Origin of the sequence: Streptomyces sp. MK37H (genome assembly GCF_018035285.1) — a bacterium.
Taxonomy (GTDB): domain Bacteria; phylum Actinomycetota; class Actinomycetes; order Streptomycetales; family Streptomycetaceae; genus Streptomyces; species Streptomyces endocoffeicus.
Window position 1 is genome coordinate 1 of record NZ_JAAAYH010000077.1, and the last position, 26,623, is coordinate 26,623.

The 26,623-nt window shown below is 70.7% G+C and carries 17 protein-coding genes; 4 read left to right on the forward strand and 13 right to left on the reverse strand.

Annotated features, from left to right (window positions below; genetic code table 11):
• Positions 1-223: 223 nt before the first annotated feature.
• From GWI24_RS13955 to thyX, 3 genes are all read right to left on the reverse strand, one after another.
• Positions 224-1,909 carry a ribonuclease J gene (locus GWI24_RS13955; protein WP_210946272.1) on the reverse strand — a complete coding sequence of 562 codons (1,686 nt, stop codon included), beginning with the start codon at positions 1,907-1,909 and terminating at the stop codon, positions 224-226.
• 124 nt (positions 1,910-2,033) lie between these two features.
• The gene (dapA, locus tag GWI24_RS13960) at positions 2,034-2,933 is read right to left on the reverse strand and encodes a 4-hydroxy-tetrahydrodipicolinate synthase (RefSeq protein WP_210946273.1); all 900 of its coding nucleotides are present in this window, start codon (positions 2,931-2,933) and stop codon (positions 2,034-2,036) included.
• A gap of 206 nt (positions 2,934-3,139) precedes the next feature.
• Entirely contained in the window at positions 3,140-3,880 is a 741-nt protein-coding gene (thyX, locus tag GWI24_RS13965) for an FAD-dependent thymidylate synthase (RefSeq protein ID WP_210946274.1), read from the reverse strand.
• 178 nt (positions 3,881-4,058) lie between these two features.
• Between thyX and GWI24_RS13970 the strand changes: the two genes are divergently transcribed.
• The gene (locus GWI24_RS13970) at positions 4,059-4,301 is read left to right on the forward strand and encodes a hypothetical protein (RefSeq protein ID WP_020868047.1); all 243 of its coding nucleotides are present in this window, start codon (positions 4,059-4,061) and stop codon (positions 4,299-4,301) included.
• Positions 4,302-4,366: 65 nt separating this feature from the next.
• Complete coding sequence (locus tag GWI24_RS13975) at positions 4,367-4,918, forward strand: PH domain-containing protein (RefSeq protein ID WP_210946275.1); 552 nt, start codon at positions 4,367-4,369, stop codon at positions 4,916-4,918.
• 62 nt (positions 4,919-4,980) lie between these two features.
• Here GWI24_RS13975 and GWI24_RS13980 read toward each other — a convergent pair whose 3' ends face one another.
• The 9 genes from GWI24_RS13980 to GWI24_RS14020 all read right to left on the reverse strand — a co-directional run bounded on the left by GWI24_RS13980 (position 4,981) and on the right by GWI24_RS14020 (position 19,715).
• Positions 4,981-5,442, reverse strand: coding sequence for a tetratricopeptide repeat protein (locus tag GWI24_RS13980; protein WP_020868049.1), 462 nt, complete (start codon positions 5,440-5,442; stop codon positions 4,981-4,983).
• Positions 5,443-5,452: 10 nt separating this feature from the next.
• On the reverse strand, positions 5,453-6,205 hold the full coding sequence (dapB, locus tag GWI24_RS13985) for a 4-hydroxy-tetrahydrodipicolinate reductase (protein ID WP_210946276.1): 753 nt from the start codon (positions 6,203-6,205) through the stop codon (positions 5,453-5,455).
• Between the two features lie 90 nt (positions 6,206-6,295).
• The gene (locus GWI24_RS13990; RefSeq protein WP_210946277.1) at positions 6,296-7,675 is read right to left on the reverse strand and encodes a pitrilysin family protein; all 1,380 of its coding nucleotides are present in this window, start codon (positions 7,673-7,675) and stop codon (positions 6,296-6,298) included.
• A complete protein-coding gene (locus GWI24_RS13995) occupies positions 7,672-9,921 on the reverse strand; it encodes a polyribonucleotide nucleotidyltransferase (protein ID WP_210946278.1) in 2,250 nt (749 codons plus the stop codon). The genes GWI24_RS13990 and GWI24_RS13995 overlap by 4 nt, the downstream gene beginning before the upstream one ends.
• Positions 9,922-10,326: 405 nt before the next feature.
• Positions 10,327-10,614 carry a 30S ribosomal protein S15 gene (gene rpsO / locus GWI24_RS14000; RefSeq protein WP_020868053.1) on the reverse strand — a complete coding sequence of 96 codons (288 nt, stop codon included), beginning with the start codon at positions 10,612-10,614 and terminating at the stop codon, positions 10,327-10,329.
• A gap of 206 nt (positions 10,615-10,820) precedes the next feature.
• Complete coding sequence (locus tag GWI24_RS14005; RefSeq protein ID WP_210946279.1) at positions 10,821-12,878, reverse strand: serine/threonine-protein kinase; 2,058 nt, start codon at positions 12,876-12,878, stop codon at positions 10,821-10,823.
• A gap of 52 nt (positions 12,879-12,930) precedes the next feature.
• Complete coding sequence (locus GWI24_RS14010) at positions 12,931-15,111, reverse strand: protein kinase (RefSeq protein WP_210946280.1); 2,181 nt, start codon at positions 15,109-15,111, stop codon at positions 12,931-12,933.
• 5 nt (positions 15,112-15,116) lie between these two features.
• Positions 15,117-17,309 (reverse strand): PQQ-binding-like beta-propeller repeat protein, encoded by a 2,193-nt coding sequence (locus GWI24_RS46185; protein ID WP_210946281.1) that lies wholly within the window; start codon positions 17,307-17,309, stop codon positions 15,117-15,119.
• Positions 17,310-17,318: 9 nt separating this feature from the next.
• On the reverse strand, positions 17,319-19,715 hold the full coding sequence (locus tag GWI24_RS14020) for a PQQ-binding-like beta-propeller repeat protein (protein WP_210946282.1): 2,397 nt from the start codon (positions 19,713-19,715) through the stop codon (positions 17,319-17,321).
• A gap of 392 nt (positions 19,716-20,107) precedes the next feature.
• Here GWI24_RS14020 and GWI24_RS14025 point away from each other — a divergent pair, with 392 nt between their 5' ends.
• Entirely contained in the window at positions 20,108-20,338 is a 231-nt protein-coding gene (locus GWI24_RS14025; protein ID WP_059147033.1) for a DUF397 domain-containing protein, read from the forward strand.
• Between the two features lie 89 nt (positions 20,339-20,427).
• On the opposite strand, the gene GWI24_RS14030 is transcribed toward GWI24_RS14025, so the two are convergent.
• Complete coding sequence (locus GWI24_RS14030) at positions 20,428-21,909, reverse strand: PQQ-binding-like beta-propeller repeat protein (RefSeq protein ID WP_247616326.1); 1,482 nt, start codon at positions 21,907-21,909, stop codon at positions 20,428-20,430.
• Positions 21,910-22,587: 678 nt separating this feature from the next.
• Between GWI24_RS14030 and eccCa the strand changes: the two genes are divergently transcribed.
• A partial coding sequence (gene eccCa, locus GWI24_RS14035) for a type VII secretion protein EccCa (protein WP_308343638.1) occupies positions 22,588-26,623 on the forward strand: 4,036 nt, incomplete at its 3' end.

Below are 26,623 nucleotides of genomic sequence, written 5' to 3' on the forward strand. Positions count from 1 at the left end.
CGGCCGTTGGAGGGCCTTGCCTTTCGGCTTCGTCGACTTTATCAGAATTTCTCCGAGTCGATTTCCACCCCCGCCGGTGGGCTCCTCCGAAGACCGTTGAGTGCCCCGGGTTCCCCTCTGGCGGAGCCGTAAACGTACTGGAGCGGGGCTCCTCGATGCAAATCGAGGAGCCCCGCCGGGTGTTCAGCGCCGGTGTGGTGCTGAAGGTGTGTCAGACGTGACGTCAGACCTCGACGACCACGGGAAGGATCATCGGGCGGCGGCGGTAGCTGTCGGAGACCCACTTACCGACCGCGCGGCGCGCCAGCTGCTGGAGCTGGTGCGGGTCCACGACCCCGTCGGAGGCCGACTTGATCAGGGCATCCTCGATCTTCGGGATGACCGCGGAGAAGGCGGAGTCCTCGATACCGGAGCCCCTCGCATGGATATGCGGACCGCCCACGATCTTGCCGGTCGTGCTGTCGACGACCACGAAGATCGAGATGATGCCCTCGTCGCCGAGGATGCGGCGGTCCTTGAGCGAGGTCTCCGTGACATCGCCGACCGAGAGGCCGTCCACGTACACGTATCCCGCCTGCACCTTGCCGACGATCTTGGCGATGCCGTCGACCAGGTCCACCACGACACCGTCCTCGGCGATGACGCAACGGTTCTTCGGAACCCCGGTCAACGCCCCCAACTCGGCGTTGGCGCGCAGATGGCGCCATTCGCCGTGCACCGGCATCAGGTTCTTGGGCTTGCAGATGTTGTAGAAGTACAGCAGCTCGCCGGCCGAGGCATGACCGGAGACATGGACCTTGGCGTTGCCCTTGTGGACGACCGTGGCACCCCATCGCGTCAGTCCGTTGATGACCCGGTAGACCGCGTTCTCATTGCCCGGGATCAGCGACGAGGCCAGGATCACCGTGTCGCCCTCGACGATCCGGATCTGGTGGTCGCGGTTGGCCATCCGGGACAGCGCGGCCATCGGCTCGCCCTGGGAGCCCGTGCAGACCAGCACCACCTCGTCGTCCCGAAGGTCGTCCAGGGTCTTCACATCCACCACGAGACCGGTCGGCACCCGTAGATAGCCGAGGTCACGGGCGATGCCCATGTTGCGGACCATCGACCGGCCGACGAAGGCGACCTTGCGCCCGTACTCATGCGCCGCGTCGAGGATCTGCTGGATGCGGTGCACATGGCTGGCGAAGCTGGCGACGATGATGCGCTTCTGCGCGTTGCCGAAGACCTGGCGCAGCACACCGGAGATATCGCGCTCGGGCGGTACGAACCCGGGAACCTCGGCGTTGGTGGAGTCCACCAGGAGCAGATCGATGCCCTCCTCGCCGAGCTTGGCGAACGCGGGCAGATCCGTGAGCCGGCCGTCGAGCGGCAGCTGGTCCATCTTGAAGTCGCCGGTGTGCACGGCCAGGCCGGCCGGGGTGCGGATGGCGACCGCCAGGGCGTCCGGGATGGAGTGGTTGACTGCGACGAACTCGCACTCGAAGGGGCCGATCCGCTCGCGGTGCCCCTCCTCGACCTCGAGGGTGTACGGACGGATCCGGTGCTCCTGCAGCTTCGCCTCGATCAGGGCGAGCGTCAGCTTGGAGCCGATCAGCGGGATGTCGGCCTTCTCGCGTAGCAGGAAGGGGACGCCGCCGATGTGGTCCTCATGGCCGTGCGTGAGAACGATGCCGTCGATGTCGTCGAGACGGTCCCGGATGGATGTGAAGTCCGGCAGGATCAGGTCGACTCCGGGCTGCTCCTCCTCGGGGAAGAGCACCCCGCAGTCGACGATCAGCAGCCGGCCGCCGTACTCGAAGACCGTCATGTTCCGGCCGATCTCACCGAGGCCGCCGAGCGGGGTGACGCGCAGGCCGCCCTCGGGGAGCTTCGGCGGAGGGCCGAGCTCTGGATGCGGATGACTCAAAAGACTCTCCTCACCACGCGCGCCACATGCCCCCTGGGCACATGGCGCGCGTGACATTCGTGCACTTGCTGATGTGTCTGTATGCAGTTGTGAAGTATGAAGGTGCGAGAAATCGCCTCTTTGCTTAGAGCTGTACCCCGCCGGCGGCGAGATCGCGCTTGAGCTGTTCGGTTTCCTCGGCGGTCAGCTCGACCAACGGCAGGCGCAGCGGCCCCGCGGGCTGGCCCTGGAGGGCGAGCGCGGCCTTGGTCGTGATCACACCCTGGGTGCGGAACATGCCGGTGAAGACCGGCAGCAGCTTCTGGTGGATCTCCGTTGCCTTCGCGACGTCACCCGCGAGATGGGCCTCGAGCATGGCCCGCAGCTCGGGGCTGACCAGGTGGCCGACCACGGAGACGAAGCCGACCGCGCCGACCGACAGCAGCGGCAGGTTCAGCATGTCGTCGCCGGAGTACCAGGCGAGGCGGGAGCGGGCGATGGCCCAGCTGGCGCGTCCGAGGTCGCCCTTGGCGTCCTTGTTGGCGACGATGCGCGGGTGCTCGGCGAGCCGGACCATGGTCTCGGTACCGATCGGGACACCGCTGCGGCCCGGGATGTCGTAGAGCATGACCGGCAGGCCGGTGGCGTCCGCGATGGCGGTGAAGTGCCGGAGGAGACCTTCCTGCGGCGGCTTGCTGTAGTACGGCGTGACGGCCAGCAGCCCGTGGGCACCGGCCTGCTCAGCGGCGCGGGCGAGCTCCACGCTGTGCCGGGTGTCGTTGGTGCCCGCTCCGGCCACGACGTGGGCGCGGTCGCCGACCGCCTCCACCACGGCGCGTACGAGCTGGGCTTTCTCCGCATCGCTGGTGGTGGGGGACTCGCCGGTGGTGCCGTTGACGATCAGTCCGTCATTGCCGGCGTCCACCAGATGAGCAGCGAGTCGCTGGGCGCCGTCGAGGTCGAGCGCGCCGTCAGTGGTGAATGGCGTGACCATGGCGGTCAGCACCCGCCCGAAAGGGGTCTGCGATGTGGATGTCGGTGCCATGGGCTCCACGCTACTCGTAGCGCGACCCACGGCGCTCGCTCGGGGCGGTGGACGGTGCGAAGAGATGGGACCCGGCACTGCCTGCTCGGGGGTTCAAGCAGTGCCGGGCCCGTTTGTTCAGCCTAGATGAACTTCTCGAAACCCCGCAATACGGACACTTCGCCCGGTGATCCGTCCGGGGAGCGGGCCCCGGGCCACGGGGCCCGCTACGGAGCCACTCGGCCGTTGGCGTTGAAGGCGGCGTGGGTGAGCGGCATCAGCCCCGCCCAGTGCGCCTCCATCCGCTCCCCCACCATCTCGATCTCCCGCTGCGGGAACGAGGGCACAGCTGCCTGCTCGTGCTGGGTGCGCAGCCCCAGAAAGTGCATCAGCGAGCGGGCGTTGCAGGTGGCGTACATCGAGGAGAACAGGCCGACCGGGAGCACGGCCCTGGCCACCTCGCGGGCCACTCCGGCCGCCAGCATCTCTTGGTACGCCTCGTAGGCGTGGCGGTACGCGTCCTCCATGACCCGGCCGGTCAGTTCGTGCTGTGCCAGGGTGCCCTCGACGAACTCGTACTTCCCCGGGCGGCCCTGCTGGACCAGCTTGCGGGCCTCCCCCGGGACGTAGAACACCGGCTCCAGACGGCGGTAGCGGCCGGATTCCTCGTTGTACGACCAGCCCACGCGGTGCCGCATGAACTCGCGGAAGACGAAGATCGGGGCGCTGATGAAGAAGGTCATCGAGTTGTGCTCGAACGGACTGCCGTGGCGGTCCCGCATCAGGAAGTTGATCAGCCCCTTGGAGCGCTCGGGGTCCTTGGTGATCTCCTCGAGGGACTGCTCGCCCGCGGTGGACACCCGCGCGGCCCACAACACATCGGAATCGGCAGCGCTGTGCTTGACCAGCTCGACGGTCACTTCGCTGCGGAAACTGGCCTTTTCGATCTCGGCGGGGGTCTCGGTCACCGGGCGGGTCCTTCCATGGTGCGTCGCTCAGGGCGGCGCCCAGCTTACGGGGCACCACCGACAGTCCCGCTCAGCCGAAAATTTTGACTGAAGTCGTCGGATCCGGGCACCCAATCACTCATTCACACGTCCTACACATTGAAGTACTCACATTCGAGGTTCCAAGGAGAGCCCGCAGATGTTCCGCCGGCGAGAGCCCGTGCCGTTCGCCTTCGTCGCCGAAGCCGACCGTTTCCGCAGCAATGTCACTCCACCGCCCCGCCCCCGCGCCACACCGTCCCAGATCGCCGGCCGGACCCTGATCGGGCTCACGATCGTCGCGGGGTTCATCGGCTCGCTGATGTTCGGGATACCCGCCCTCGACAGCCAGTCGCACCCCACCCACCAGATCCAGCAGTCAGAGGCGTCCGACGGACGCTGACCGGCGCTGGGATAGCCTCACCCAGCACAGGCCCATCCGGACATGTGTGTGAGTGAGGAACTCCCGTGCCCCTGCCCTTCCTGACCGCCGACCGCGCCCGTGACGACGACGCGGCGGCCGGAGCGGACCCGCTCGGCTACGAGGACCCGGACCGCTGGCGCCGTCCCTACCGGCCGGGGCCCTGGAGGGTCGGGGGCGCCGCTCTTCTGCTGCTGCTCGCCTCGTACGTCCTGTTCTCCGCCATGATCATCGCGATGGCTGGATCGCTGCCCGCGGCGGGCGTCTGCGTCGGCGTCGCGGCGCTGATGATCGTGACAGCCGTAAGGCTGGTGCGCAGCGGTGTCGTGGTGAGCGCCCAGGGGGTGCGCCGGATCGGCCTCCTGCGCAGCACCACCGTGCGCTGGCAGGACATCGCCGCGATACGCACGGCCCAGCAGCCGGTCCGCTGGCTGGGCCTGCCACGCACCGTCCAGGGGCAGGCGCTGCTGCTCCAGCCCGTGCGCGGCGGAGCGCCGGACACCCTGATCACCAGCCATGACGCCGACTTTCTGGGCCAGACGGAGAGCTTCGAGAGGGCCGCCGACGCGATCGAGGGCTGGTCCGCCGCCCGCCGCTGAGCCGTACCGCCGCAAGACGGCACCGCTGAGCCCGCTTGGGTACCACTGCGGGCGGCCCGGGGTCAGCCCCCGGCCGCCCGCACCGGTTTGCCGTCGTGCAGGGCGATGGCGCGCTGCATCGCCTTACGGGCGCGCGCGGTGTCCCGGGCGTCGTGGTACGCCACGGCGAGCCGGAACCAGGACCGCCAGTCGTCCGGCGACTGCTCGGTCTCGGCCCGGCGCTTGGCGAAGACGGCGTCCGCCGAGTCCCGGTCGATCCGCCCGCCGGGCGTCCGCACCAGCTCGTCGACCGGGAGCCCGCCCTCCGCCTCCAGCTCCCGGGCCAGCCGGTCCGCGCTCCGCGCGAACTGCGTGGTCTGCCACAGGAACCAGGCGCCGATGAGGGGCATCACCAGCACCGCCACGCCGAAGACGACGGTGACCGGGGTGCCCTCCCGGATCAGCAGCACCCCGCGGTCGCCGACCAGCACGAAGTAGACGACCAGGACGGCCGCGAGAACGAAGTATGTGATCTTTGCGCGCACCGCTGTGCCCTCAGTCCAGATCGAGGAAGTGTTCCAGGCCGAAGGTCAGGCCGGGGGTGGCCACCACGCGGCGGACGCCGAGCAGGATGCCGGGCATGAAGCTGCTGTGGTGGGTGGAGTCATGGCGGATGGTGAGCGTCTCGCCCTCGCCGCCCAGCAGGACCTCCTGATGGGCCAGGAGCCCGCGCAGCCGCACCGAGTGCACCGGCACCCCGTCCACGTCCGCGCCCCGCGCCCCGTCGAGCGCCGTGGCGGTGGCGTCCGGCTGCGGGGCGCAGCCGGCCTCCCGCCTGGCCTCCGCGATCAGCTGTGCGGTGCGCGCGGCCGTGCCGGAGGGCGCGTCCACCTTGTTGGGGTGGTGCAGCTCGATGACCTCGACCGACTCGAAGAACCGGGCGGCCTGGCGGGCGAACCGCATGGTCAGCACGGCACCGATGGAGAAGTTCGGCGCGATGAGCACTCCGGTGGTCGGCGAGGCGTCGAGCCAGCCGCGCAGCCGCGCCAGGCGCTCGTCCGTCCAGCCGGTGGTGCCGACGACGCCATGGATGCCATGGCGGACGCAGAACTCGAGGTTGTCCATCACCGAGGCCGGTTCGGTCAGCTCGACCACCACCTCGGCGCCCGCCTCGACCAGGGTCTGCAGCTGGTCGCCCCGCCCCAGCGCGGCGACCAGCTCCAGGTCCTCGGCGGCCTCCACGGCTCGTACGGCCTCGGAGCCGATCCGTCCCTTGGCGCCGAGGACGGCCACACGCAGCTTGCTCATCGATCCTGTTTCCTTCGATCCGGGAGGCTCTGGCACGGACTGAACCGACGTACGGACTGAACCGACGTACGGACTGAACCGACTGACGGGCTAGGCGACGGCCTCGTCGAGACGCGCCGCCTGCTTGTCCTTCAGCGGGCCGATGACGGACAGCGAAGGACGCCGTCCCAGTACATCGCGCGCCACCTCGCGCACCTCGTCCGGGGTGACCTCCGCGATCCGCTCGAGCATGTCGTCCACCGACATCTGCTCGCCCCAGCACAGCTCGCTCTTGCCGATCCGGTTCATCAGCGCGCCGGTGTCCTCCAGGCCCAGCACGGTGGAGCCGGAGAGCTGGCCGACGGCGCGCCGCAGCTCCTCGTCGCTCAGGCCGTTCTCCGCGACCTGGACGAGCTCGTCGCGGCAGATCTTGAGGACGTCGTGCACCTGGTTCGGGCGGCAGCCGGCGTAGACGCCGAAGAGCCCGCAGTCGGCGAAGCTGGAGGTGTACGAGTAGACGCTGTAGGCGAGGCCGCGCTTCTCCCGGACCTCCTGGAAAAGCCGGGAGCTCATCCCGCCGCCGAGTGCCGTGTTGAGCACTCCGAGCGCCCAGCGGCGGTCGTCGGTGCGCGGGATGCCGGGCATGCCGAGGACGACATGGGCCTGCTCGGTCTTGCGGTTCAGCAGCCCGACCTTGCCGGCCGTACGGATCGCACGGGTGCCGGCGCGCGGGGCGACCGGGGCCGCGTCGCTGCGGGACAGGGCGCCCGCCCTGTCGAACGCGGCGTGCACCTGGCGTACGACGTCGTCGTGGTCCACGTTGCCCGCGGCGGCGACGACCAGGTGCGTGGGGTCGTAGTGCTTCCGGTAGAAGCGGGCGATCTGGTCGCGGCCCAGGGCGTTGACGGTGTCGACGGTGCCCAGGACCGGGCGGCCGAGCGGGGTGTCGCCGAGCATGGTGTGGGCGAACAGGTCGTGCACACAGTCGCCCGGGTCGTCCTCGGTCATCGCGATCTCTTCGAGGACGACACCGCGCTCCGCGTCCACGTCCGCCGCGTTGATCAACGAGCCGGTCAGCATGTCGCAGACGACGTCGATGGCCAGCGGCAGATCGGTGTCGAGCACCCGCGCGTAGTAGCAGGTGTACTCCTTGGCGGTGAAGGCGTTCATCTCGCCGCCGACCGCGTCGATGGCCGCGGAGATGTCCAGCGCGGTGCGCCGCCGGGTGCCCTTGAAGAGCAGATGCTCCAGATAGTGGGTGGCTCCGCCGAGCGTACGGGTCTCGTCGCGCGAGCCGACGTGCGCCCAGATGCCGAAGGTGGCCGAGCGCACGGAGGGCAGGGTCTCGGTGACGACGCGCAGGCCCCCGGGGAGGGTCGTCCTGCGGACCGTGCCGATGCCGTTCTCGCCCTCGAGAAGCGTTTGGGTACGGGCGACGGCCCGCGCCTCCGAGGAGGTGCGGGCCGTCGTGCCGTCGTCGCGGGACGTCACTTGGCGGCTTCGTCCTTCGTCTGGGGCTTGGCCTCGGCCTGGGAGTCGTCCGCGTCCGCGCCCTCCTCGTCCTCGAGGACCGGGATGAGGGAGAGCTTGCCGCGCTGGTCGATCTCGGCGATCTCGACCTGGACCTTGGCGCCGACCTGCAGCACGTCCTCGACGTTCTCCACGCGCTTGCCGCCGGCGAGCTTGCGGATCTGCGAGATGTGCAGCAGGCCGTCCTTGCCCGGGAGCAGGGAGACGAACGCACCGAAGGTGGTGGTCTTCACGACCGTGCCCAGGTAGCGCTCGCCGACCTCCGGCATGGTCGGGTTGGCGATGCCGTTGATGGTCGCGCGGGCGGCCTCGGCGGCCGGGCCGTCGGCGGCACCGATGTAGATGGTGCCGTCGTCCTCGATGGTGATGTCGGCGCCGGTGTCCTCCTGGATCTGGTTGATCATCTTGCCCTTGGGGCCGATGACCTCACCGATCTTGTCGACCGGGATCTTCACGGTGATGATCCGCGGCGCGTTGGGGGACATCTCGTCCGGGACGTCGATGGCCTCGTTCATCACATCGAGGATGTGCAGCCGGGCGTCGCGGGCCTGCTTGAGGGCCGCGGCCAGCACGGACGCCGGAATGCCGTCCAGCTTGGTGTCCAGCTGCAGCGCGGTGACGAACTGCTTGGTGCCGGCGACCTTGAAGTCCATGTCGCCGAACGCGTCCTCCGCACCGAGGATGTCGGTGAGGGTGACGTAGTGGGTCTCGCCGTCGATCTCCTGGGAGATCAGGCCCATGGCGATGCCCGCGACCGGGGCCTTCAGCGGCACACCGGCGTTGAGCAGCGACATCGTCGAGGCGCAGACCGACCCCATGGAGGTCGAGCCGTTGGAGCCGAGCGCCTCGGAGACCTGGCGGATGGCGTACGGGAACTCCTCGCGCGTCGGCAGCACCGGCAGCAGCGCCCGCTCGGCCAGGGCGCCGTGGCCGATCTCGCGGCGCTTGGGGGAGCCGACGCGGCCGGTCTCACCGGTGGAGTACGGCGGGAAGTTGTAGTTGTGCATGTAGCGCTTGCGGGTCTCGGGCGCGAGCGTGTCCAGCTGCTGCTCCATGCGGAGCATGTTCAGCGTGGTGACGCCCAGGATCTGGGTCTCGCCGCGCTCGAACAGCGCCGAGCCGTGGACCCGCGGAATCGCCTCGACCTCGGCGGCGAGCGTACGGATGTCCGTGACGCCGCGGCCGTCGATGCGCTTCTTCTCCTTGATGACGCGCTCGCGCACCACGGCCTTGGTCAGCGCGCGGTACGCCGCCGAGATCTCCTTCTCGCGACCCTCGAACTGCGGCAGCAGCTTCTCGGCGGCCACGCCCTTGACGCGGTCCAGCTCGGTCTCGCGCTCCTGCTTGCCCGCGATGGTCAGCGCCTGGGCCAGCTCGTCACGGACGGCGGCGGTGAGCGCCTCCAGGACGTCGTCCTGGTAGTCGAGGAAGATCGGGAACTCGGCGGTCGGCTTGGCGGCCTTGGCGGCGAGGTCGGCCTGCGCCTTGCAGAGGACCTTGATGAACGGCTTCGACGCCTCCAGGCCGGCGGCGACGATCTCCTCGGTGGGAGCCTCGGCGCCGTCCTTGACCAGCTGGATGGTCTTGTCGGTGGCCTCGGCCTCGACCATCATGATCGCGACATCGCCGTCCTCGAGCACCCGGCCGGCGACGACCATGTCGAAGACGGCCTCCTCGAGCTCGGAGTGGGTCGGGAAGGCCACCCACTGGCCCTTGATCAGGGCGACGCGGGTGCCACCGATGGGGCCCGAGAAGGGCAGCCCGGCCAGCTGCGTGGAGCAGGAGGCGGCGTTGATCGCGACCACGTCGTAGAGGTGGTCGGGGTTGAGCGCCATGATCGTCTCGACGACCTGGATCTCGTTGCGCAGGCCCTTCTTGAAGGACGGGCGCAGCGGACGGTCGATCAGACGGCAGGTGAGGATCGCGTCCTCGGAGGGGCGGCCCTCACGGCGGAAGAACGAGCCGGGGATGCGCCCCGCCGCGTACATCCGCTCCTCGACATCGACCGTGAGCGGGAAGAAGTCGAGCTGATCCTTGGGATTCTTGGAAACGGTGGTGGCCGACAGCACCATGGTGTCGTCGTCCAGGTAGGCCACGGCCGAACCGGCGGCCTGACGGGCCAGGCGGCCCGTCTCGAAACGGATGGTGCGGGTGCCGAAGGTGCCGTTGTCGATGACCGCTTCGGCGTAGTGGGTCTCGTTCTCCACCAGGGAAATCTCCTCTTCTGCGTCCCTCGTCCGTGTGACGGTGGACGGTGGTGGAGCAGCGCCCCGGGCCTTACTGGCCGGCGGCCGGGCCGGTCTTCGATCGAAGCCACCGGAATTGCCAGTTCCGGGAGCCACTACCGAGGACCGGCTCCTGTGGCGCCGGTGCGGCGGGAATGAGGCGCTCCTCCTCGTTCGTTATGGCGTTGTCTGGGACCAGACTACAAAGCTTCGGCCGTCATCACGACGGCTGCATTGTCCGGCCCCTACGGTACGTAGCGACAACGCTACGTACCGGCGCGAAGACCATACGGGTCACCATTGGCTCACCTTTGGCTGAAACCGTACGGCGCCGCGTATGGCAAAGGGAGCGGCCCCCGTCGCGGGAACCGCTCCCTCCTTGGCGTCTTACTTGGCGCCCGCCGCACCCCGGCGGATGCCCAGGCGCTCGACCAGCGCACGGAAGCGCGTGATGTCCTTCTTCGCCAGGTACTGCAGCAGGCGGCGGCGCTGACCGACCAGGAGCAGCAGACCCCGGCGGGAGTGGTGGTCGTGCTTGTGGGTCTTGAGGTGCTCGGTCAGGTCGGAGATGCGGCGCGTGAGCAGCGCGACCTGGACCTCGGGGGAGCCGGTGTCGCCCTCCTTGGTGGCGAACTCGGTCATGATCTGCTTCTTGGTAGCGGCGTCGAGCGACACTCGGTACTCCTTGCTTTCGTCATCAGCCGCCGAGTGCCCCTGGTCGTTGTCTCAGGGGATCTTCCGTGACTCGGGAGGCGGGGTCCGCTGGGCGCTGTCTCCCGAGACTCGAAGCCTCCGGGGACGCGTACGCAAACGGCCAGGACACAGGGTACCAGCGTCTTGGTGGGGGGCGAGTCGGGGTGGGCTGGTGAGGGTGTCCGGGGCTAGAAAACGGGCATGGCGGTGAGCGTGCCGTTGTGCAGCATGAAGACGCGGTTGCCGGCCGCGGCCAGCGCCCAGCGGCCCTCGGTGCCCTGGGTGTAGGGCCAGGCGAGGCTTCCGCCGCGGATGTCCACCGCCGCGACGCCTCGTGAGCCGGCCTCCCCGGCGCCCGCCCAGACGCTGTTGCCCGCGATCACCGGGGCGTCCCGCGAGCTGTCCTCGGAGGCGAACGTGAGCGTCCAGGCGTCCGTTCCGTCGTCCTTACGGCGGGCCGAGAGATCGGTGGCGTCCACGGCGTAGACGACGTCCTTCGCGACGACGGGTGCGCTCCAGCCGCGCCCGCCACCACTGGGCTGGGCCCACTTCTTCTCGCCCGTGGACAGCGTGAGCGCGGTAAGGGAGCGGCCGCCCAGATAGACGGTGCCGTCGGCGACGGCGGGGGCGAGGGCCGTGGTTCCGTGCCGTGCCGGTCCCCAGACGGTCTTCCCACGGGCGGCGTCGAGCGCCACGACCTGGCCGTCTCCACCGCAGACCACCAGATGGCCGTCGGTCGCCGCGGCCGCCGCCGGGCTCTTCTCGGAGGTCTTCACCGGCGAGGGCACCGTCCACAGGGGCGTACGAGACGTCAGCGCGACGGCGCGCAACTCACCGCCACGGGTGGCGACGTAGACGGCCTTGTCGTCCACCGCGAGCAGCGTCGCCGCGTCCGCGGCCGGCGCCTTCCACCGCTCCTCCCCGTTCCGGGCGTCCAACGCGTACAGCGCGCCCTTGCCGTCGGCCGTAAGGACGGTGTCATCGGATACGGCGAGGAGGCGCCCGGTCAGTCCGGCCGCCCGGGAGGTCCAGCGGACCCGGCCGGTGCGGACGGCGTGGGCCCGCAGACGACCGTCCTCGGCCGGGGCCACGACGACGTCATGAACGGGGAGCGGGGCGGGCATCCGCGCATCGGCGACGCCGATGGATCCGAGGCTCACGGGGCCCCACAGGGGCGACGGGGCCGTCCCCTCGTCGTAGTGGGCCAGCGGCTCGGCCTCCCAGGGCCGCCCGCCGGCCTCCGCCTCGTCGCCGCGCAGCAGCCACCACGCGACGCCTCCGCCACCCGCCGCGAGCACGGCGCCGCCCGCGGCGAGCGTGCCGATGAGCCGCCGCCGGGTGGGGCCCGGCCGGTCGCCGGGCAGGGCGGCCATGCGCCGGGCGTCCGCCTCGCGCCGCGCGATGTCCTGCGCGAGCGGTCCGCTCCGCCAGACCCGGTCCGCGCCCCGGGGCGGCGCCAGCGTCCGGCCGATCCAGTCGAGGCCGGGGCGGGCCCCGGGGTCCTTGGCCAGACAGGGCTCGACCAGGGGCCGCAGCGCCCCGGGCACCGCGCCCAACTCCGGCCCGCCGTGTACCACCTGGTACTGCACGGCGGCCACATGGCCGCCCTCGTAGACGGGCCGCCCGCCCGCCGCGTAGGCGAGGACCACCCCGAGGGAGAACACATCGCCCGCGGGGCCGGTCCGCTGCCCCAGGACCTGCTCGGGCGGGGCGTAGCCGGGGGTGGCGACGGTCTGCCCGGTGGTGGTCAGCGTCAGCCCGTGCTCGGGCCGGGCGATCCCGAAGTCGATGACCCTCGGGCCGCGGGAGGTCAGCACGATGTTGGACGGTTTGAGGTCGCGGTGGACCAGCCCGGCACCGTGGATGTCGTGGAGCGTACGGACGAGCGCGGCGCCCAACGCCCTTACGGCGGGCTCCTCCAGGGCCCCGTACCGTTCCACGGCCTGGTCGAGCGTGGGCCCGGCGAGGAACTCCGTGGCGATCCACGGCCGCCCGCCCTCGGTCCGCGCCGCGAGCACCCGCGCCACCCCGTCGCCCCGCACGGCCTGGGCCGCGTGCGCCTCGCGAACGAAACGCTGGGCCATATGAGGGTCGTGGGCTACTTCGGGCCGCAGCACCTTGATCGCCGCGATCCGGCCCTCGGAATCCCGCCCCAGGTAGACCTGGCCCATGCCGCCCGCGCCGAGCACGCCGGTGAGTCGGTACGGGCCGAGGCGCAGCGGATCGCCGGTGCCGAGAGGGTTCATGGACGGAGGCTCCTAGAGGTGGGACGGCGGATGGGACGAATCCGGGTCCCGGTCATTCGAGGGGGATGGCGCATACCGTGGAGCCGCCCGCGATGATCAGCCGGCCGGCACTCCGGTGGACGGTCATGGTGGGGTTGAGCGAGGCCATGGCGGTGCCCGGGCCCTGGAACGTCCAGGCCGCCTTGTGGCCGCGGAGGTCGATCGCCGCCGCCCATTGGTCGGTGCCGACGTCGGGGAAGGCGTAGAGGTACCTCGTGCCGAGGGCGGGCGGAGGCTGGAAGTTGAGCGCGGGGCCCGTGCCCTTCTTCTGCTCCCACAGCAGCTTTCCGCTCCTGGCGTCCACGGCGACCAGCCCGGTGCCCGTCTCCAGGCTGTAGACCACGCCGTCCTTGAGCAGGGGCGGTCCGTATCGCGCGGAGTCCGGCTCGTCCTTGTCGCCGGCCTTACGGCCCTCGCCGAACCGCCAGGCGACCTCGCCGTCGGAGAGCCGCACGGCGAAGAGGTCTTTCCCGCCGGTGTAGAGGAGTCCGCCCGAGAAGGTGTGGCGCTGCGTTCCCGGAAGGATGCGGTAGCTCTCCTTGGCCAGCATCTTCGACCAGCGGCGCCTGCCGTCGGCGGCGCCGACCACGGTGACCCGCTCGCGGAAGGAGAGCACGAGCGAGGAGCCCGCGGGGGTCGCGAGGGGGTCCTGGAACTCGGGGGTGTCGCTGGCCCGGCGCCACCGCTCCTGCCCCGTGCGCGCGTCGATGGCCACACGCACAAGGCCCTTACGGCTCGTCCCTTCCAGGAAGACCGCGTCCGATGTGGCGGCGAGCAACCGTACGTCGTCGACCTCCAGGGCCTTGACCGTGGCGAGCGGCGTCCGGAAGTTGCCCGTCCCAGGATCCACCGGGGCGATCCGTACATGATCCGCGCTGGAATCACAGGCGAGCAGCCGTCGCCCGTCGGAGACGGCGTGCTGTGCCTTCGTCACCAGGTCGTTGGCGCCGCGCCTGGCTCCGGTCTCGGGGTCGATCCAGTACAGCCCGGTGTCGGCGATGATCGCGGTGTGGTCCCCGGCGACGAGGACCGCGCACTCGGCCATGGATGTGGTGGAGGGCGGGGTGAACTTCCAGGACATGCGCGGCGGGGTGCCGGGCGGACGTGTGGGGGACGCGGGCGCCGGGGCCGCGGTACCGCTCGCATCGTCGTCGGGGCGGAGCCAGGCCCAAGTGGCGGCAGCCGCGATGGCCGCGACGGCTCCGCCACCTCCGATCGTGACGGCCTTACGGCGGGAGATCCCGGACGGCCCGCGCGGCCGGTCCACACCGGCCGTGGTCTCCTCGTCCACCGGCGCGGGCGTCCTGGACGGCTGGATCTCCCATACGGCCGTCCCCAGCCGGGCTATCTCCGCCAGGACGGGGTCCGGCAGATGATCGGCGAAGTGGCCTCCCCCGACGTGCAGCAGCGACCCGAGCTCGGCCGTGCCGGGCCGCTGCCGGGGGTCCTTGGCGAAGCACGGCTCCAGTACGGTGCGCAATCCCCCCGGCAGCCCGGACAGGTCGGGGTCGGTGTACCGCACCCGGTAGAGCAGATCGGCGGGCTGTCCGCCGCCGAAGGGCGGGCGGCCGGTGGCCGCGAAGACGAGCACTCCGGCGAGGGCGAACACATCGCCCGCGGCGGTGTGTTCACCACCGGAGACCTGTTCGGGCGACATATAGGCGGGCGTTCCGGCCGCCGCGCCCGTACGGGTCAGCCGGTCATCACCCACCGCGCGGGCGATGCCGAAGTCGATGACCTTGGGGCCGAGTGCGGTCAGCAGGATGTTGGAGGGCTTGAGGTCGCGGTGGACCACATCGGACCGGTGCAGCTGGGCGAGCGCGTCGCACAGGGCGGCTCCCAGCGCCCGTACGGCTCGTTCGGGCAGGGCGCCACAGAGCGCTACCGCGTCGTCCAGTGGCGGGCCGAGGACGTATTCGGTGGCGAGCCAGGGGGTCGGGGCGAGCGGGTCCGCGTCGATGACCTGTGCTCCGTGCCGTCCACCGATGACCCGCGCGGCGTCGGTCTCCAGCCGGAAGCGGGTGCGGAACTCCGCCTCCGCCGCGAACCGCGCGTGCATGGTCTTCAGCGCGACCGTACGGCCACCGGATGAGCGTCCCAGGTACACCGTGCCCATGCCGCCGCTGCCGAGGCGAGCGACGAGGGTGTACGGACCGAGGCGCTGGGGGTCGTCATGGGTGAGGGGATGGGCCATCGGTATCAGTCCACCGGCAGTGCGTAGAAGGCTTGGTCGTTCCTGACGAGGGCCACACCGGGCGCGGTGAGGACGGAACCGCTGAGGGCCCCGGCCGACGCCCCCTCGGCCGCGGGGGCGAAGCGCCAGCGCAGTGAGCCGTCCGCCGCGTCCAGCGCCTCCACCTCCGAGGCGTTGACCTGGAACACGGTCCGGCCGGAGTGGCTCAGCACTGTTTCGCTCTCCGACATGGGGGAGGCCGCGTCAAGGGCCGCCCGGCGGCGCCAGATAAGCCTGCCGTGGGTCACGTCGATGGCGTAGGTGACGGCGTCGCCGTCGGTCACGTAGAGCGTCCGGCCGTGCAGCGCGCCATCGGTGTACAGGAAGTCCTCGCAGCTGAAGCGCCATCGACTGCTGCCCGTGGATATCTCGTGGGCGGAGATGACGTCCGAGGCGAAGGTGATCAGGAGGTCCCCGGAGACGATCTCCGTCGGATCGTCCGCGACGGTGAGGACGCCTTTGTAGGTCCGCGTCCACAGCTTGGCGCCGTCGCGCCGGCCGAGGGCCAGATAGGTCCACGGGGTGTCGGGCGCGGACCCGCTGCGGTTCGACAGCAGGAGGGAGTCCTCGCGGAGCACCGCGGAGTGTTCCTCGGAGCCACCGAATCCGCCGGGGACCGGAGTGCGCCACCGCTCCTTGCGGGTCCTGAGGTCATAGGCGACGACAGTGGCCGTCTTCTCCTGATCCTGGGCCAGGAACCAGAGGGTCCTCCCGTCGGCTGCCAGCGGATAGCGGAAGCGCTGGCGCTTCTCGCCGTCGTAGGCCCGCTCCACCCACTTGACCCGCCCGGTGCGCGCCGACAGGGCGATGAGCTCCCTGATTCCCGGCTTCAGCACAAGGTCACCGCCGAGCGAACTGAGGTCGCCGACACCCCAGACGTTGTCACGGGTCCACATCTTCTTCCCGTCGCGGACCCTCACCGCCGTCACCTCGCCCGCGCCCGGCAGAAGCAGGTGGCTGTTTCTCCAGAGCAGTGGTGGGCCGTCGATCTCGGTCTCGATACGGCGGCGCCACAGCGGAGCGGGGGCGACCCCGCGCAAGGCGAGGGGCTCGGGCAGAGCGGGCGGATCGTCCGTCACGGCCCGCCACAGGGCCGTTCCGCCGATCCCAAGGGCCAGTCCGGCGGCGCCGGTGAGGGCGGTGACGGCCACGGAGCGCCGGGACGGCCGTCGACCCGCGGCAGACGGGTGGCCGGCGGGCTCCGCGAGGTCCGGTGGCGGGATGTCGGCGGGGTGGTGCGCGGCCTGCTCGGCGAGGGCCGCCTCGACGGCGTCGGGCAGGCGGCCCGGGGAGACGGGCGCCGGAGTCGAGCGGAACTCCCGGGCGAGCGCGTCGGGTTGGGGGCGGTGTGCCGGGTCCGGGGAGAGGCAGACGGCGACGGGCTCGCGCAGCCCCGGAGGCAAGGCCGCGGGCCCGGCGTCCTTACGGCCGGTCGCGGCGTAGGCCAGCACGGCACCCAGTGCGTAGACGTCACCGTAAGGGCGCGGCGGTTCACCGGCCCGCTGCTCGGGCGGCAGCGCGGCCGGGCTGCCGTGGGCCATGGCCGGGCGGCCGGGGTGCGAGGTCGCCGAGCGGTCTCCATGAGGTGCGGCAGGGTGGATGCCGGTGGCGGCCCGGACGAGCCCATAGCCGGTCAGCCGGGGGCCGTCCCGCGTCAGGAGCACCGCCTGTGGCGATATCCCGGCGTGGACGAGGCCGTTGGCGTGGGCGACCGCGAGGGTTTCCGCGAGAGCCGCGCCCAGCGCGCGCACGGCGTCCTCGGGGAGCGGCCCGCCGTGCGCGGCCAGCGCCGCGGGCAGCGTCAGGGCGGGGAAGCAGTCGTGGGCGACCCAGGGAAGCTCCGCGTCGGGCGGGGCGACGTCGACGACCGGAGTCACCCAAGGGCCACGCAGCCGACGGGAGTTCTCGGCCTCGGCCCGGAACCGCACCCGGTATCCGGCGTCGTCGGCCGACACCGCGGGCGGCAGCGTCAGGACGACGGTACGGCCCGTTCGCCCGTCGCGGGCGAGGCAGCGGCGCGCGTCATCGGCGTGCCCCGGCACATCCAGGGTGGCGAGGATTCGATACGGACCGATCCGCTGTCCCCCGTCGTGGTCGGTGCGCTGTGGAGTGTCGTGATCGGTCCGTCCCGTCCGACGGTCCAGAATCGGCGGTTCCATGCGTCCTTCCTAATCGAGCGGCAGCGCGTAGACGCTTCCGCTCCCGGCGACGACGACCCTGTTATCCGTCAACGCGACCTTACGGCGGGGCGATTGGGAGTGCGGGCCGGGATCGGCACCGGTGTCGGTGAAGCGCCACAGCAAGGAGCCGTCCTCGGCGTCGAACGCGTCCACCTCGGCGTCACCGGCCATCAGCACCCTGCGCCCAGCCGGGCTGACCAGGGTGTCGGGCGTGCGCGGCGCCGCGAGCGCCTTCATCACAAAGCCATAGCCGCGCTGCCACCGGATCTCGCCGGTGGCCGCCTCGATCGCGTGGAGGGCAAAACCACCGTCGGCGACATACGCGGTCTTCCCATGGACGAGCGGAAGCCCGAAGTCGGCGGGACGGCCCTTGGGTCCCTTCCCCTTGGAACCGACGGACCACAGGGCGGCCTCGTCCTGGGCCGCGTCGAAGCCCCGCAGGGTGGTTCCGAGGGCCACGATGAGCGTGCGACGGGCGTCGGTGGTGACGAGCCCCTTCGTGGTCATGCCCGGATAGACCCGCTGCCACAGCTCCTTCCCGCGGTCGAGGCTGAGCGCGACGGCCTTCTTGGGTCCCGCCCCCTCCCGGTCAGCGCCGGCCATCACCACCAGCGCGTCCTTCAGCAGATGTCCCTCGTTCAAACCCGCCGCGAGGGGTCCGCGCCACAACTCCGCGCGCTCATGGACGTCGTAGGCGACCACGACGCGGTCTCCGTTTCCGCGCTCGCCCCTTACGGTCGCCGTGAACCAGACCGTGCTCCCGTCCACCGCGAGCAGCCCCGTGAAGGAGCTCCGCGCACCCTGCCGGAAGTCGCTCGAACGCCAGCGGACCCGACCGGTCCGCGGCTCCAGCGCCACCAGCCCGTCCCCCGGGACGACCAGCGCGTCCCCATCGGCCACCCAGGGCTGACCCGCCGGGCGCAGTCCATCGCGCGTCCACAGCCGCTTGCCCGTACGGAGGTCGATCCCGACGAGCGCCCGCTTCCCCGTGAGGACGGCGACCGCGTCGCGCCAGATGAGCGGGGCGTACGTCGACGCCACCCCTTTGACGTCGTAGCGCCACAGCGGTGTGGGCGGCGCGCCCGGAAGCCGACGGCTGGGGCGGTGGGCGGCGAGGCGCTGGGCCGGCGTGAGCGGTGCGGGCGCATCCGGGGCCGTCGCCAGCCACGTGGCCCCGCCGCCGACGGCGACTCCGGCCGTACCGCCGGCGACGCCCAGCAGGAGGCGGCGCCGGGAAGGGCTGAGGGACGGAACGAAGCTCTTCCCGGACGAGGCACCCTCGCTCCTGGCCGCGGTCCCGGCCTCACGCACCGGCCCGGGCCCGGGCACGGCCGAAGACGCGGAGCCGCGCTCCGCCCACGTCCGGTGCACGGCGGTGCCCGGCCCCACTGGCACGTCCGCCGTCGCCGGGGACGGCGCCTCAGCCGACTCGATCTCCGCCGCCAGCACCGCCGAGGAGAGCTCGGACAGCGCGGCGACCACCCGCCCCGGCAGCCATCCCGGCCCCAGCGCTCCCGCGGCTCGGCTGATGCCACCGGAGCCGTCCAGGGCGGTCGATCCCGGGCCCGCTCCCCACGCCACGCCACCGTTCGGATCCGCGGATCCCGCGTCGACAACCGTCGGCGAGGGACTCGCGGGCGCCCTCACCGCGCTTGGGGGAAGGGGGACGCTTACGCCGCGCATCAGCTCGTCCAGCAGCGCCCGCGCCGTCGGCCGGTCGGCCGGATCCTGGGCCAGACACCGGACCACGGCGCCCCGCAACTCCTCCGGCAGATCCTCGGCGTCCGGCCGCCGTCGCCCGGTCGCCGCGTACGCCAGCACCGCGCCCAGCGCGAATACGTCACCCAGCGGCCGCGGCCGCCCGCCCTCGGCCTGTTCCGGCGGCAGGGCGTCGTCCTCCAGCCCCGGGAGCCCCGCCCGCGCCTCACCGTCCGGAGCGGCGGCCCGCACCGCGCCGTAGCCCACCAGCCGCGGGCCGTCCCCCGCCAGGAAGACCGTGCCCGGTGCGACACCCGCGTGGGCGAAGCCCGCGGTGTGCACCTCCGCGAGCGTCTCGGCCAGCGCCGCTCCCAACGCCCTTACCGTTCGCACGGGAAGCGGCCCCCCGTTCGCCTCCAGCACGGCGAGCAGCGACAGCATCGGCAGGAACGGCGTGGCGCTCCACGGCTGCCCGGTGCCCCCGCCTGATACCTCGACAACGGGAGCGAGCCACAGCGGAGGCCGCCCGCCGCCCAGAAGCCGCGCGTTCTCCGCCTCCGCGCGGAAGCGCTCCCGGTGCGCGACGTCGTCCACGAGCTCTTGCGACGGTGCGGTGACGACGACCGTACGGTCCCCCGCCGCGCTGCGCGCGATGAAGTGGCGCTCCAAAGGGGGAACTTCACCCACGTCCGGTCCCAGCCGCGCGATGACGTGATACGGGCCGAGCCGCCGCGGATCACTCTGACTCAGCGGCTCCACAAACGCCCCCTGTGACCGCGGGGACGATCCGGGCGGCCGGGACGGCGTACCGACTCAGTCATGCCTTCGGTTCTCTGCGAGCTGTAGTCCGCACCCATGTGGAAGGCCCCCCGCCTTCGATCCATCCCGTCGCCCCGCCCGCGTTCCGCGCGCGGCGCCACCCTACCGGGGCCCCTTGTCGCCATGTTCGATTGCCGCCTCACGCGCTGTGGACAACACTGTGAGACGTGGCGGGAGTCCGGGCGCAGTGGCCCGCCCTCGCCTCCCGCCCGGAGGCCGGGCGGGATGTTATCCGCGGTATCCGAAGGGGTTCTCCACCAGTGGCCGACGCCAAAGAGAAGGAAGAGCTGTACGCCCTCGACATTTCCGGTGTCGAGTGGCTCAGCGCACCTGGCAGCACCTCCGAAGACCGGGTGGAGATCGCCTATCTGCCGAACGGGGCAGTGGCCATGCGGAATTCCGCTGACCCCGAGACCGTGCTGCGCTACACGGAGGCCGAGTGGCGTGCCTTTGTGCTGGGCGCGCGGGACGGCGAATTCGACTTGAGCTGAGGAGCATGAGGGGCCGATGAGCGTGAACGAGAGGGTGGTCGCCGGTCGGTGGCCGCCCTCTCCGGCAGTGTTCGGCGCTCGGCTCACCTTCAGGAGCCGAAGGCCATGATGAGCTTCTCGCTGGTGCCCTCAGTCCCCGTTATGCGATTCGAGGCGATGTAGAAAATGCCGTTCCGGTAGTCGTGAGTGGCGGAGTAGAAGCCGTTCTCCGCCTCGCGGGTGGCTTGGGGCAACTTCAGCACGGTTTTCGGCTTGCCGCCGTCCGGGCCGATGCTGACGACCAGACCGGCCTGGTCGTATGAGGGCTCCTCATAGGCGATCAGATTCTTGCCGTTCATCCTCAGCGGAAGCAGCATCCGGCCGGCCACCTTGGCCGCCCACTTCCTCTTCCCGCTGTCCAGGTCGAAGGCGTGGATCTCACTCGTCGAGCCCCCGGCGCTGTCCTGGGTCATCTCGGTCGGCAGATAGAAGGTGTCCATGGAGGCGGCGACGCCCTGACAGCTGCCCAAATTGGTGCCGAAGAGGTCCGTTCCACACAGCGGCTGGTAGGACTGCTTCCCCACGGCCAGGGCCGACCGTTCCTTACCACTGTCCGATATAACCAGAATGCCACCAGCCTTGCGGTCCTGGTCGCTCAGGGCGATCACAACGGGGCTGGTGGAGAAGATCTTGTCGACCTTGTAGCCCTTACGGACGACATAGGTCCATGTGATCGTGCCGTCCGACGCCACCTTTTGCAGCTTGGCGGTGCCATTGGTGCAGGAGTAGGCGCGCAGCAGCGCCTTCCCTCCCGCGTAACCGTCGACGGAGCAACCCGGGCTCGGCTTTTCGAGGGCGACCTCCTTACCGTCGTGGACTCTGATGACGGCCGAACCGCCAAACCAGGACATGCCGACGAGATCGCCGCGCTGGGCCATGCCCATGCTGGTGTGGCCGCCGCCGAAGGAGCCCGCCTCGGGAGCGTCGTGGTCCCAGACCTTGACCCCCTTGTCCAGGTCGATCAGGGCGAGTTGGCTGCACGAGTCCTTTCCATGGCCCTCGTAGGCGACCACGACCTCGCCGTCGGTCGTGGAGTTGGGCGCCGCACAGACGGCCCTGGGCAGGGAAAGCGTCCACTTCTTCGTGCCGTCGTCCTGGTAGGCGACGATCTTGTCTTCGACCGCCTTGACCACATATCCCTTCATCACCCAGAAACCGGGCACATCGAGGCCCTTCTTGGAGGCCTCGGGCGCCGGCGTCTGGTAGAGGACCTTCGCCTCGCCGGCTCGGCGCACATCGTTGGGGTCGCTCTCGCTTTCGCCACGGTCACGACCGCCGGAACTCTCACCATTTCCGGTCGGCTCGGGGGTGGAGTCCTGCCGGTCCTGACCAGCGGGGGTGGTCGTCGAGGTAGCGGTGGGCTTCTTGTCATCGTCACCACCGCTCACCGCCGCGTACACCCCGCCGCCCGTCGCGAGCAGCACTGCCACGGCCGCGCCGATGACGACGGCCTTGCGTCTCGTGTTCCGGCCGCTGCCTCCGCCCCCGGAGGGATGCGTGCCGTAGGGCTGACCGGGCGGTGGGGTGTACATACCGCTGTACCCGGACCCTCCCTGCACGGAGGTGTACGGGTTCTGTGCGTATGGGTTGGCGGGATCGGACCGAGGAGGGGCCGGGACTCCGGGCACTGCGGGAGGGCCCGACGGCAACGCGCCCGTGTCCCATATTTGGGGCGGAATATGGCCCGTCGGTGGACCCACCGGAGGCGCCGGAGGGACGGCCGGCGGCGCGGGCGGACGAGGCGGGGCCGGATGCCGCGGTGATGTGCCGGAGCCGTCCTTGGACGGCTCGCCGCCCTGGCCGGGATCCTGCGGCGCGCCGAAACCGCCGGACGGTGGCTGGTCGGGGGGCTGGGGCGGCTGCGACATCAGCGCTTACCTCTTCGGCGAGTCCACTGGAAGATCCCGCTCTGCGATGACATTTCGGGAGCGGGAAAACTTTGTATCACCGGAAGCTCAGTTCTCGGCCCCCAGTTTCATGGATGGACGGCGCAGGAGCCACCGTGCACGACGCACGATGGTCTTCTCCCTCCCGAAGCCGTGGAGATTTCCTGTTCATACGCACGACACGCCGGGGTGCCACCACATGGTGACACCCCGTGTCGATAGGCTCACCGGGTTCGGGGAATCGCGTCGCCGGAGTGCCGGTGCGACGCCATCACGGATCTCGCTCCTTGCACGGGAGACCACAGAAGGGGGATTGACCACCCGGTGAGCCAGATTCTCGTCAAGCGTCCGCCACGGGCGCTACCGCCGACCGTTCCCACGGACGAAGTCGAGCTCAGCTCTCCCCCCGAACTGCCGCGCGGCGAGCAGCAAGGACTGTTGACGCAGTTGGTGCCCCTGCTCGGCATGGGCGGATCGATGGTTTACTTCTTCAACTCGGGCGCGGGTCCGTTCATGCGCGTCATGGGCTGGCTGATGCTGGCCTCGGCCCTCGCGACCGTCGCCGCCCAGATCGTGCGTTTCCGGCGCGGGACGGAGGGCCGGGCGGCGGGCGTACGCCGCGACTACCTGAGGTACCTCGCGCAGATGCGCCGCGGTGTCCGCCGTACGGCCCGCGCACAACTCGAGGTGCTGCTCTATCTGCACCCCGCGCCCGACCAGCTCTGGGCGGTGGCAGCGGAGGGCAGCCGGGTGTGGGAACGCAGGGTCGGCGACGAGGACTTCGGGCAGGCCCGTATCGGTGTCGGTCCCCAGCAGCTGTCGACACCTCTGGTGGCCCCGACCACGGCGCTGATCGAGGAGCTGGAGCCGCTCACAGCGGGCGCGATGCAGCGGTTCCTGATGCTGTACGGCGCGGTGGACGGGCTACCGGTCGCGGTGTCCTTGCGCCGCTTCTACCACTTCACGGTGTCCGGGGACCCGGCCACGGCCCAGGGCACCGCACGCGCGCTGGTGTGCCAGCTGGTCACCCTTCACTCGCCGGAGGACCTCGCTGTGGCGGTCCTGGCCGGCGGACGGGAAGCGGTCGCACGCTGGGAATGGACCAAGTGGCTGCCGCACTCCCAGATCCCCGGGACGCTGGACGGGGCGGGTACCCGGCGGCTGTTCTGCCGGGACGCGCTCGAGCTGGAGGAGCTTCTGGCGGCGCACGGTTCAGGCGGCCAGGGCAGCCCGCTCTCCGAGCGCCCCCGATTCACCCCGGACGGATCGCCCGTCCTGGACGCGCCTCACCTTCTCGTCGTGCTGGACGGCGGCACCGTCCCGCCGGACTCCCTGCTGGCGAGCGCGGATGGCATCCAGGGCGTCACCGTCGCCGAAGTGGTCTCGGGGGAACTGGACGAGCCGCGCGGCAGCCTGTCGCTCGACGTACACCCCGAAAAGCTGTTCCTGGAGTCCGCCGCAGGACTGGTCTACGAAGGCGAGCCGGACGTGCTCCCCCTGGAGGCGGCCGAGGCCCTGGCCCGCCAGCTCGCGCCACTGCGCGTCGGTGCCGGGAGCAACGACGAGCCGCTCCTGGACGAGCTTGACTTCACCGATCTGCTGGACCTCGGCGACGCTTCCTCCGTGGACGTGGCCCGAACCTGGCGGCCCCGGATGACGAGCGAACGCCTGCGGGTCCCCATCGGGGTCGGCGAGGACGGTGAACCGGTGTTGCTGGACCTGAAGGAGGCGGCGCAGGGCGGTATGGGCCCGCACGGTCTGTGCGTGGGCGCGACCGGCTCCGGAAAGTCCGAGCTGCTGCGCACACTGGTCCTGGCGCTCGCCGTCACCCACTCCTCGGCGCATCTCAACTTCGTCCTGGCGGACTTCAAGGGCGGTGCGACTTTCACCGGCATGGCCGACCTGCCGCATGTCTCGGCGGTCATCACCAACCTCGCGGACGACCTGACGCTCGTAGACCGTATGGAGGCCTCGATCCGGGGCGAATTGCAGCGCCGCCAGGAGCTGCTGCGTGCCTCGGGCAACTACGCCAATGTCCACGACTACGAACGGGCGCGGGTCGCGGGGGCGCCGCTGGAACCTGTCCCATCGCTCGTCCTGATCATCGATGAGTTCAGTGAACTGCTCAGCGCCAAACCGGACTTCATCGAGATGTTCATTCAGATCGGCCGCATCGGCCGGTCGCTCGGCGTTCATCTGCTGCTGGCCACCCAGCGGCTGGAGGAGGGGCGGCTACGCGGTCTGGACACCTACCTGTCGTACCGACTCGGCCTGCGTACCTTCTCCGCCACGGAGTCCCGGGCAGTGCTGGGCGTGCCGGACGCTCACCATTTGCCGTCGCTGCCCGGTTCCGGCTATCTGAAGTTCGGTACGGACGAGATGGTGCGCTTCAAGGCCGCCTACGTCTCGGGCCCGTACCGCACCGCCGAGGCGTTGGCGGACGACGGGGCGGGCGGCTCACGGCGAATGGACCGGCGGCCGACGCTGTTCACGGCCGCCCCGGTGCCGGTCTCCTATGCCGCGCCCGCACCCGCCACCACTACGGCTCACCCGAGCGACGCGCTGTCGGACACGGTCCTGGACGTCATCGTCCGGCGCCTCGAGGATCAGGGGCCGGCCGCGCACGAGGTGTGGCCCCCGCCCCTGGGCACCTCCCCCGCACTCGACGAACTGCTGCCCTCGCTGGCCGTCTCGCCGGCGCGTGGTCTGCATTCCCCGGACTATCCGGGGGCGGGCGGGCTGGTGGTCCCGGTCGGGCTGGTCGACAAGCCCTTCGAGCAGCGGCGCGAGATTCTCTACCGCGACTTCTCGGACGCCGCAGGCCATCTGCTGGTGGTGGGCGGCCCGCAGTCCGGTAAATCCACCCTGCTGCGTACGCTCATCGCGTCCTTCGCTCTGACCCACACCCCACGCGAGGTGCAGTTCTACTGCCTGGACTTCGGCGGCGGAGGCCTCAGCGGGATATCGGAGCTGCCGCATGTCGGCGGAGTGGCGTCACGTCTCGATCCGGACCGGGTGCGCCGTACGGTCGCCGAGGCCACCGGAGTGCTGAGCCACCGCGAGGAGTTCTTCCGCACGCGCGGCGTCGACTCCATCGCCGGCTACCGCAAGCGGCGGGCAGCTGGTGAGCTCCCTGACGAGGTCTGGGGGGACGTCTTCTTGGTCATTGACGGCTGGGGCACCTTCAAGCAGGAGTACGAGCAGTTCGAGGGCGTCGTCATGGACCTCGCGACGCGGGGACTGGGCTACGGCGTCCATGTGATCCTGTCGGCCACCCGGTACATGGAGGTACGGGCCGCGCTGAAGGACCAGTTCATGAACCGTCTGGAGCTGCGCCTCGGCGATCCGCTGGACTCGGACTTCGACCGTAAGGTGGCGGCCAACGTCCCGGTCGGCGCACCGGGTCGCGGCCAGATCCCCGAGCGGCTGCACTTCTTGGCCGCGCAACCTCGGATCGGCGGCGTCCTGCGGCCGGAGGCGGACGGACCGACGGCCGACCCATCATTGACAGAGCCGGCCACGACCGGCACGACCGCATCCTCGGCGTCGGTACCAACGCCGATGGGACCAACGCCGATGGGACCGGCGCCGACCGGACCGGCGCCGACCGGACCGGCATCGACCGGACCGGCATCGACCAGCCCGGCATCGACCAGCCCGGCATCGACCGGACCCGCTGAATCGACAGCGGCCCTGGTTCGCGCCGTCAACACCCACTGGACCGGCCCCCGGGCCCCCGAGGTCCGCGTCCTCCCCCGCGAACTCCCCTTCGACCGCCTCCCCAAGAGCTTTGAGAACCCGCACCTCGGTCTGCCCATCGGCATCGACGAGGACCGCATGGAGCCGGTCTTCATCGACTTCGATTCCGATCCGTTCTTCGTCGTCTTCGGCGAGAGCGAATCGGGCAAAACCTCTCTGCTACGCCTGCTCGCCCAGCAGATCAGCCAGCGTTACACCCCCGACGAGGCACGGATCATCGTCGGCGACTACCGCCGTACGCTTCTGGAGGCCGTACCGGACTCCCACCTCCTGGAGTACGCCCCTGCCGCCCCCGCGCTCGAAATGCACATGGACGCCCTGAGCACCCTCATGGAACACCGAGCCCCTGGCCCGGAGGTCACCCCGCGGCAACTACGCGAGCGCAGTTGGTGGAACGGTCCGCAGTTCTTCGTCATCATCGACGACTACGAGTTGGTCGCCACGAGCGCCGGCAACCCTCTCGACTTCCTGATGAGGGGGCTGCCCTACGCCCGCGACGTCGGTGTCCGCCTGATCATCGCTCGCAACACGGCCGGCGCCTCGCGCTCCTCGTACGAGCCCTTCATGCAACGCATCAAGGAACTCGGCGCCCAGGGCGTCA

Coding starts and splice junctions, on each gene's coding strand:
- dapA (WP_210946273.1), bottom strand. CDS start 2,933: ATGGCACCGACATCCACATCGCAGACCCCTTTCGGGCGGGTGCTGACC.
- GWI24_RS13970 (WP_020868047.1), top strand. CDS start 4,059: ATGTTCCGCCGGCGAGAGCCCGTGCCGTTCGCCTTCGTCGCCGAAGCC.
- dapB (WP_210946276.1), bottom strand. CDS start 6,205: ATGAGCAAGCTGCGTGTGGCCGTCCTCGGCGCCAAGGGACGGATCGGC.
- GWI24_RS14005 (WP_210946279.1), bottom strand. CDS start 12,878: ATGAACCCTCTCGGCACCGGCGATCCGCTGCGCCTCGGCCCGTACCGA.
- GWI24_RS14010 (WP_210946280.1), bottom strand. CDS start 15,111: ATGGCCCATCCCCTCACCCATGACGACCCCCAGCGCCTCGGTCCGTAC.
- GWI24_RS46185 (WP_210946281.1), bottom strand. CDS start 17,309: ATGGAACCGCCGATTCTGGACCGTCGGACGGGACGGACCGATCACGAC.
- GWI24_RS14030 (WP_247616326.1), bottom strand. CDS start 21,909: ATGTACACCCCACCGCCCGGTCAGCCCTACGGCACGCATCCCTCCGGG.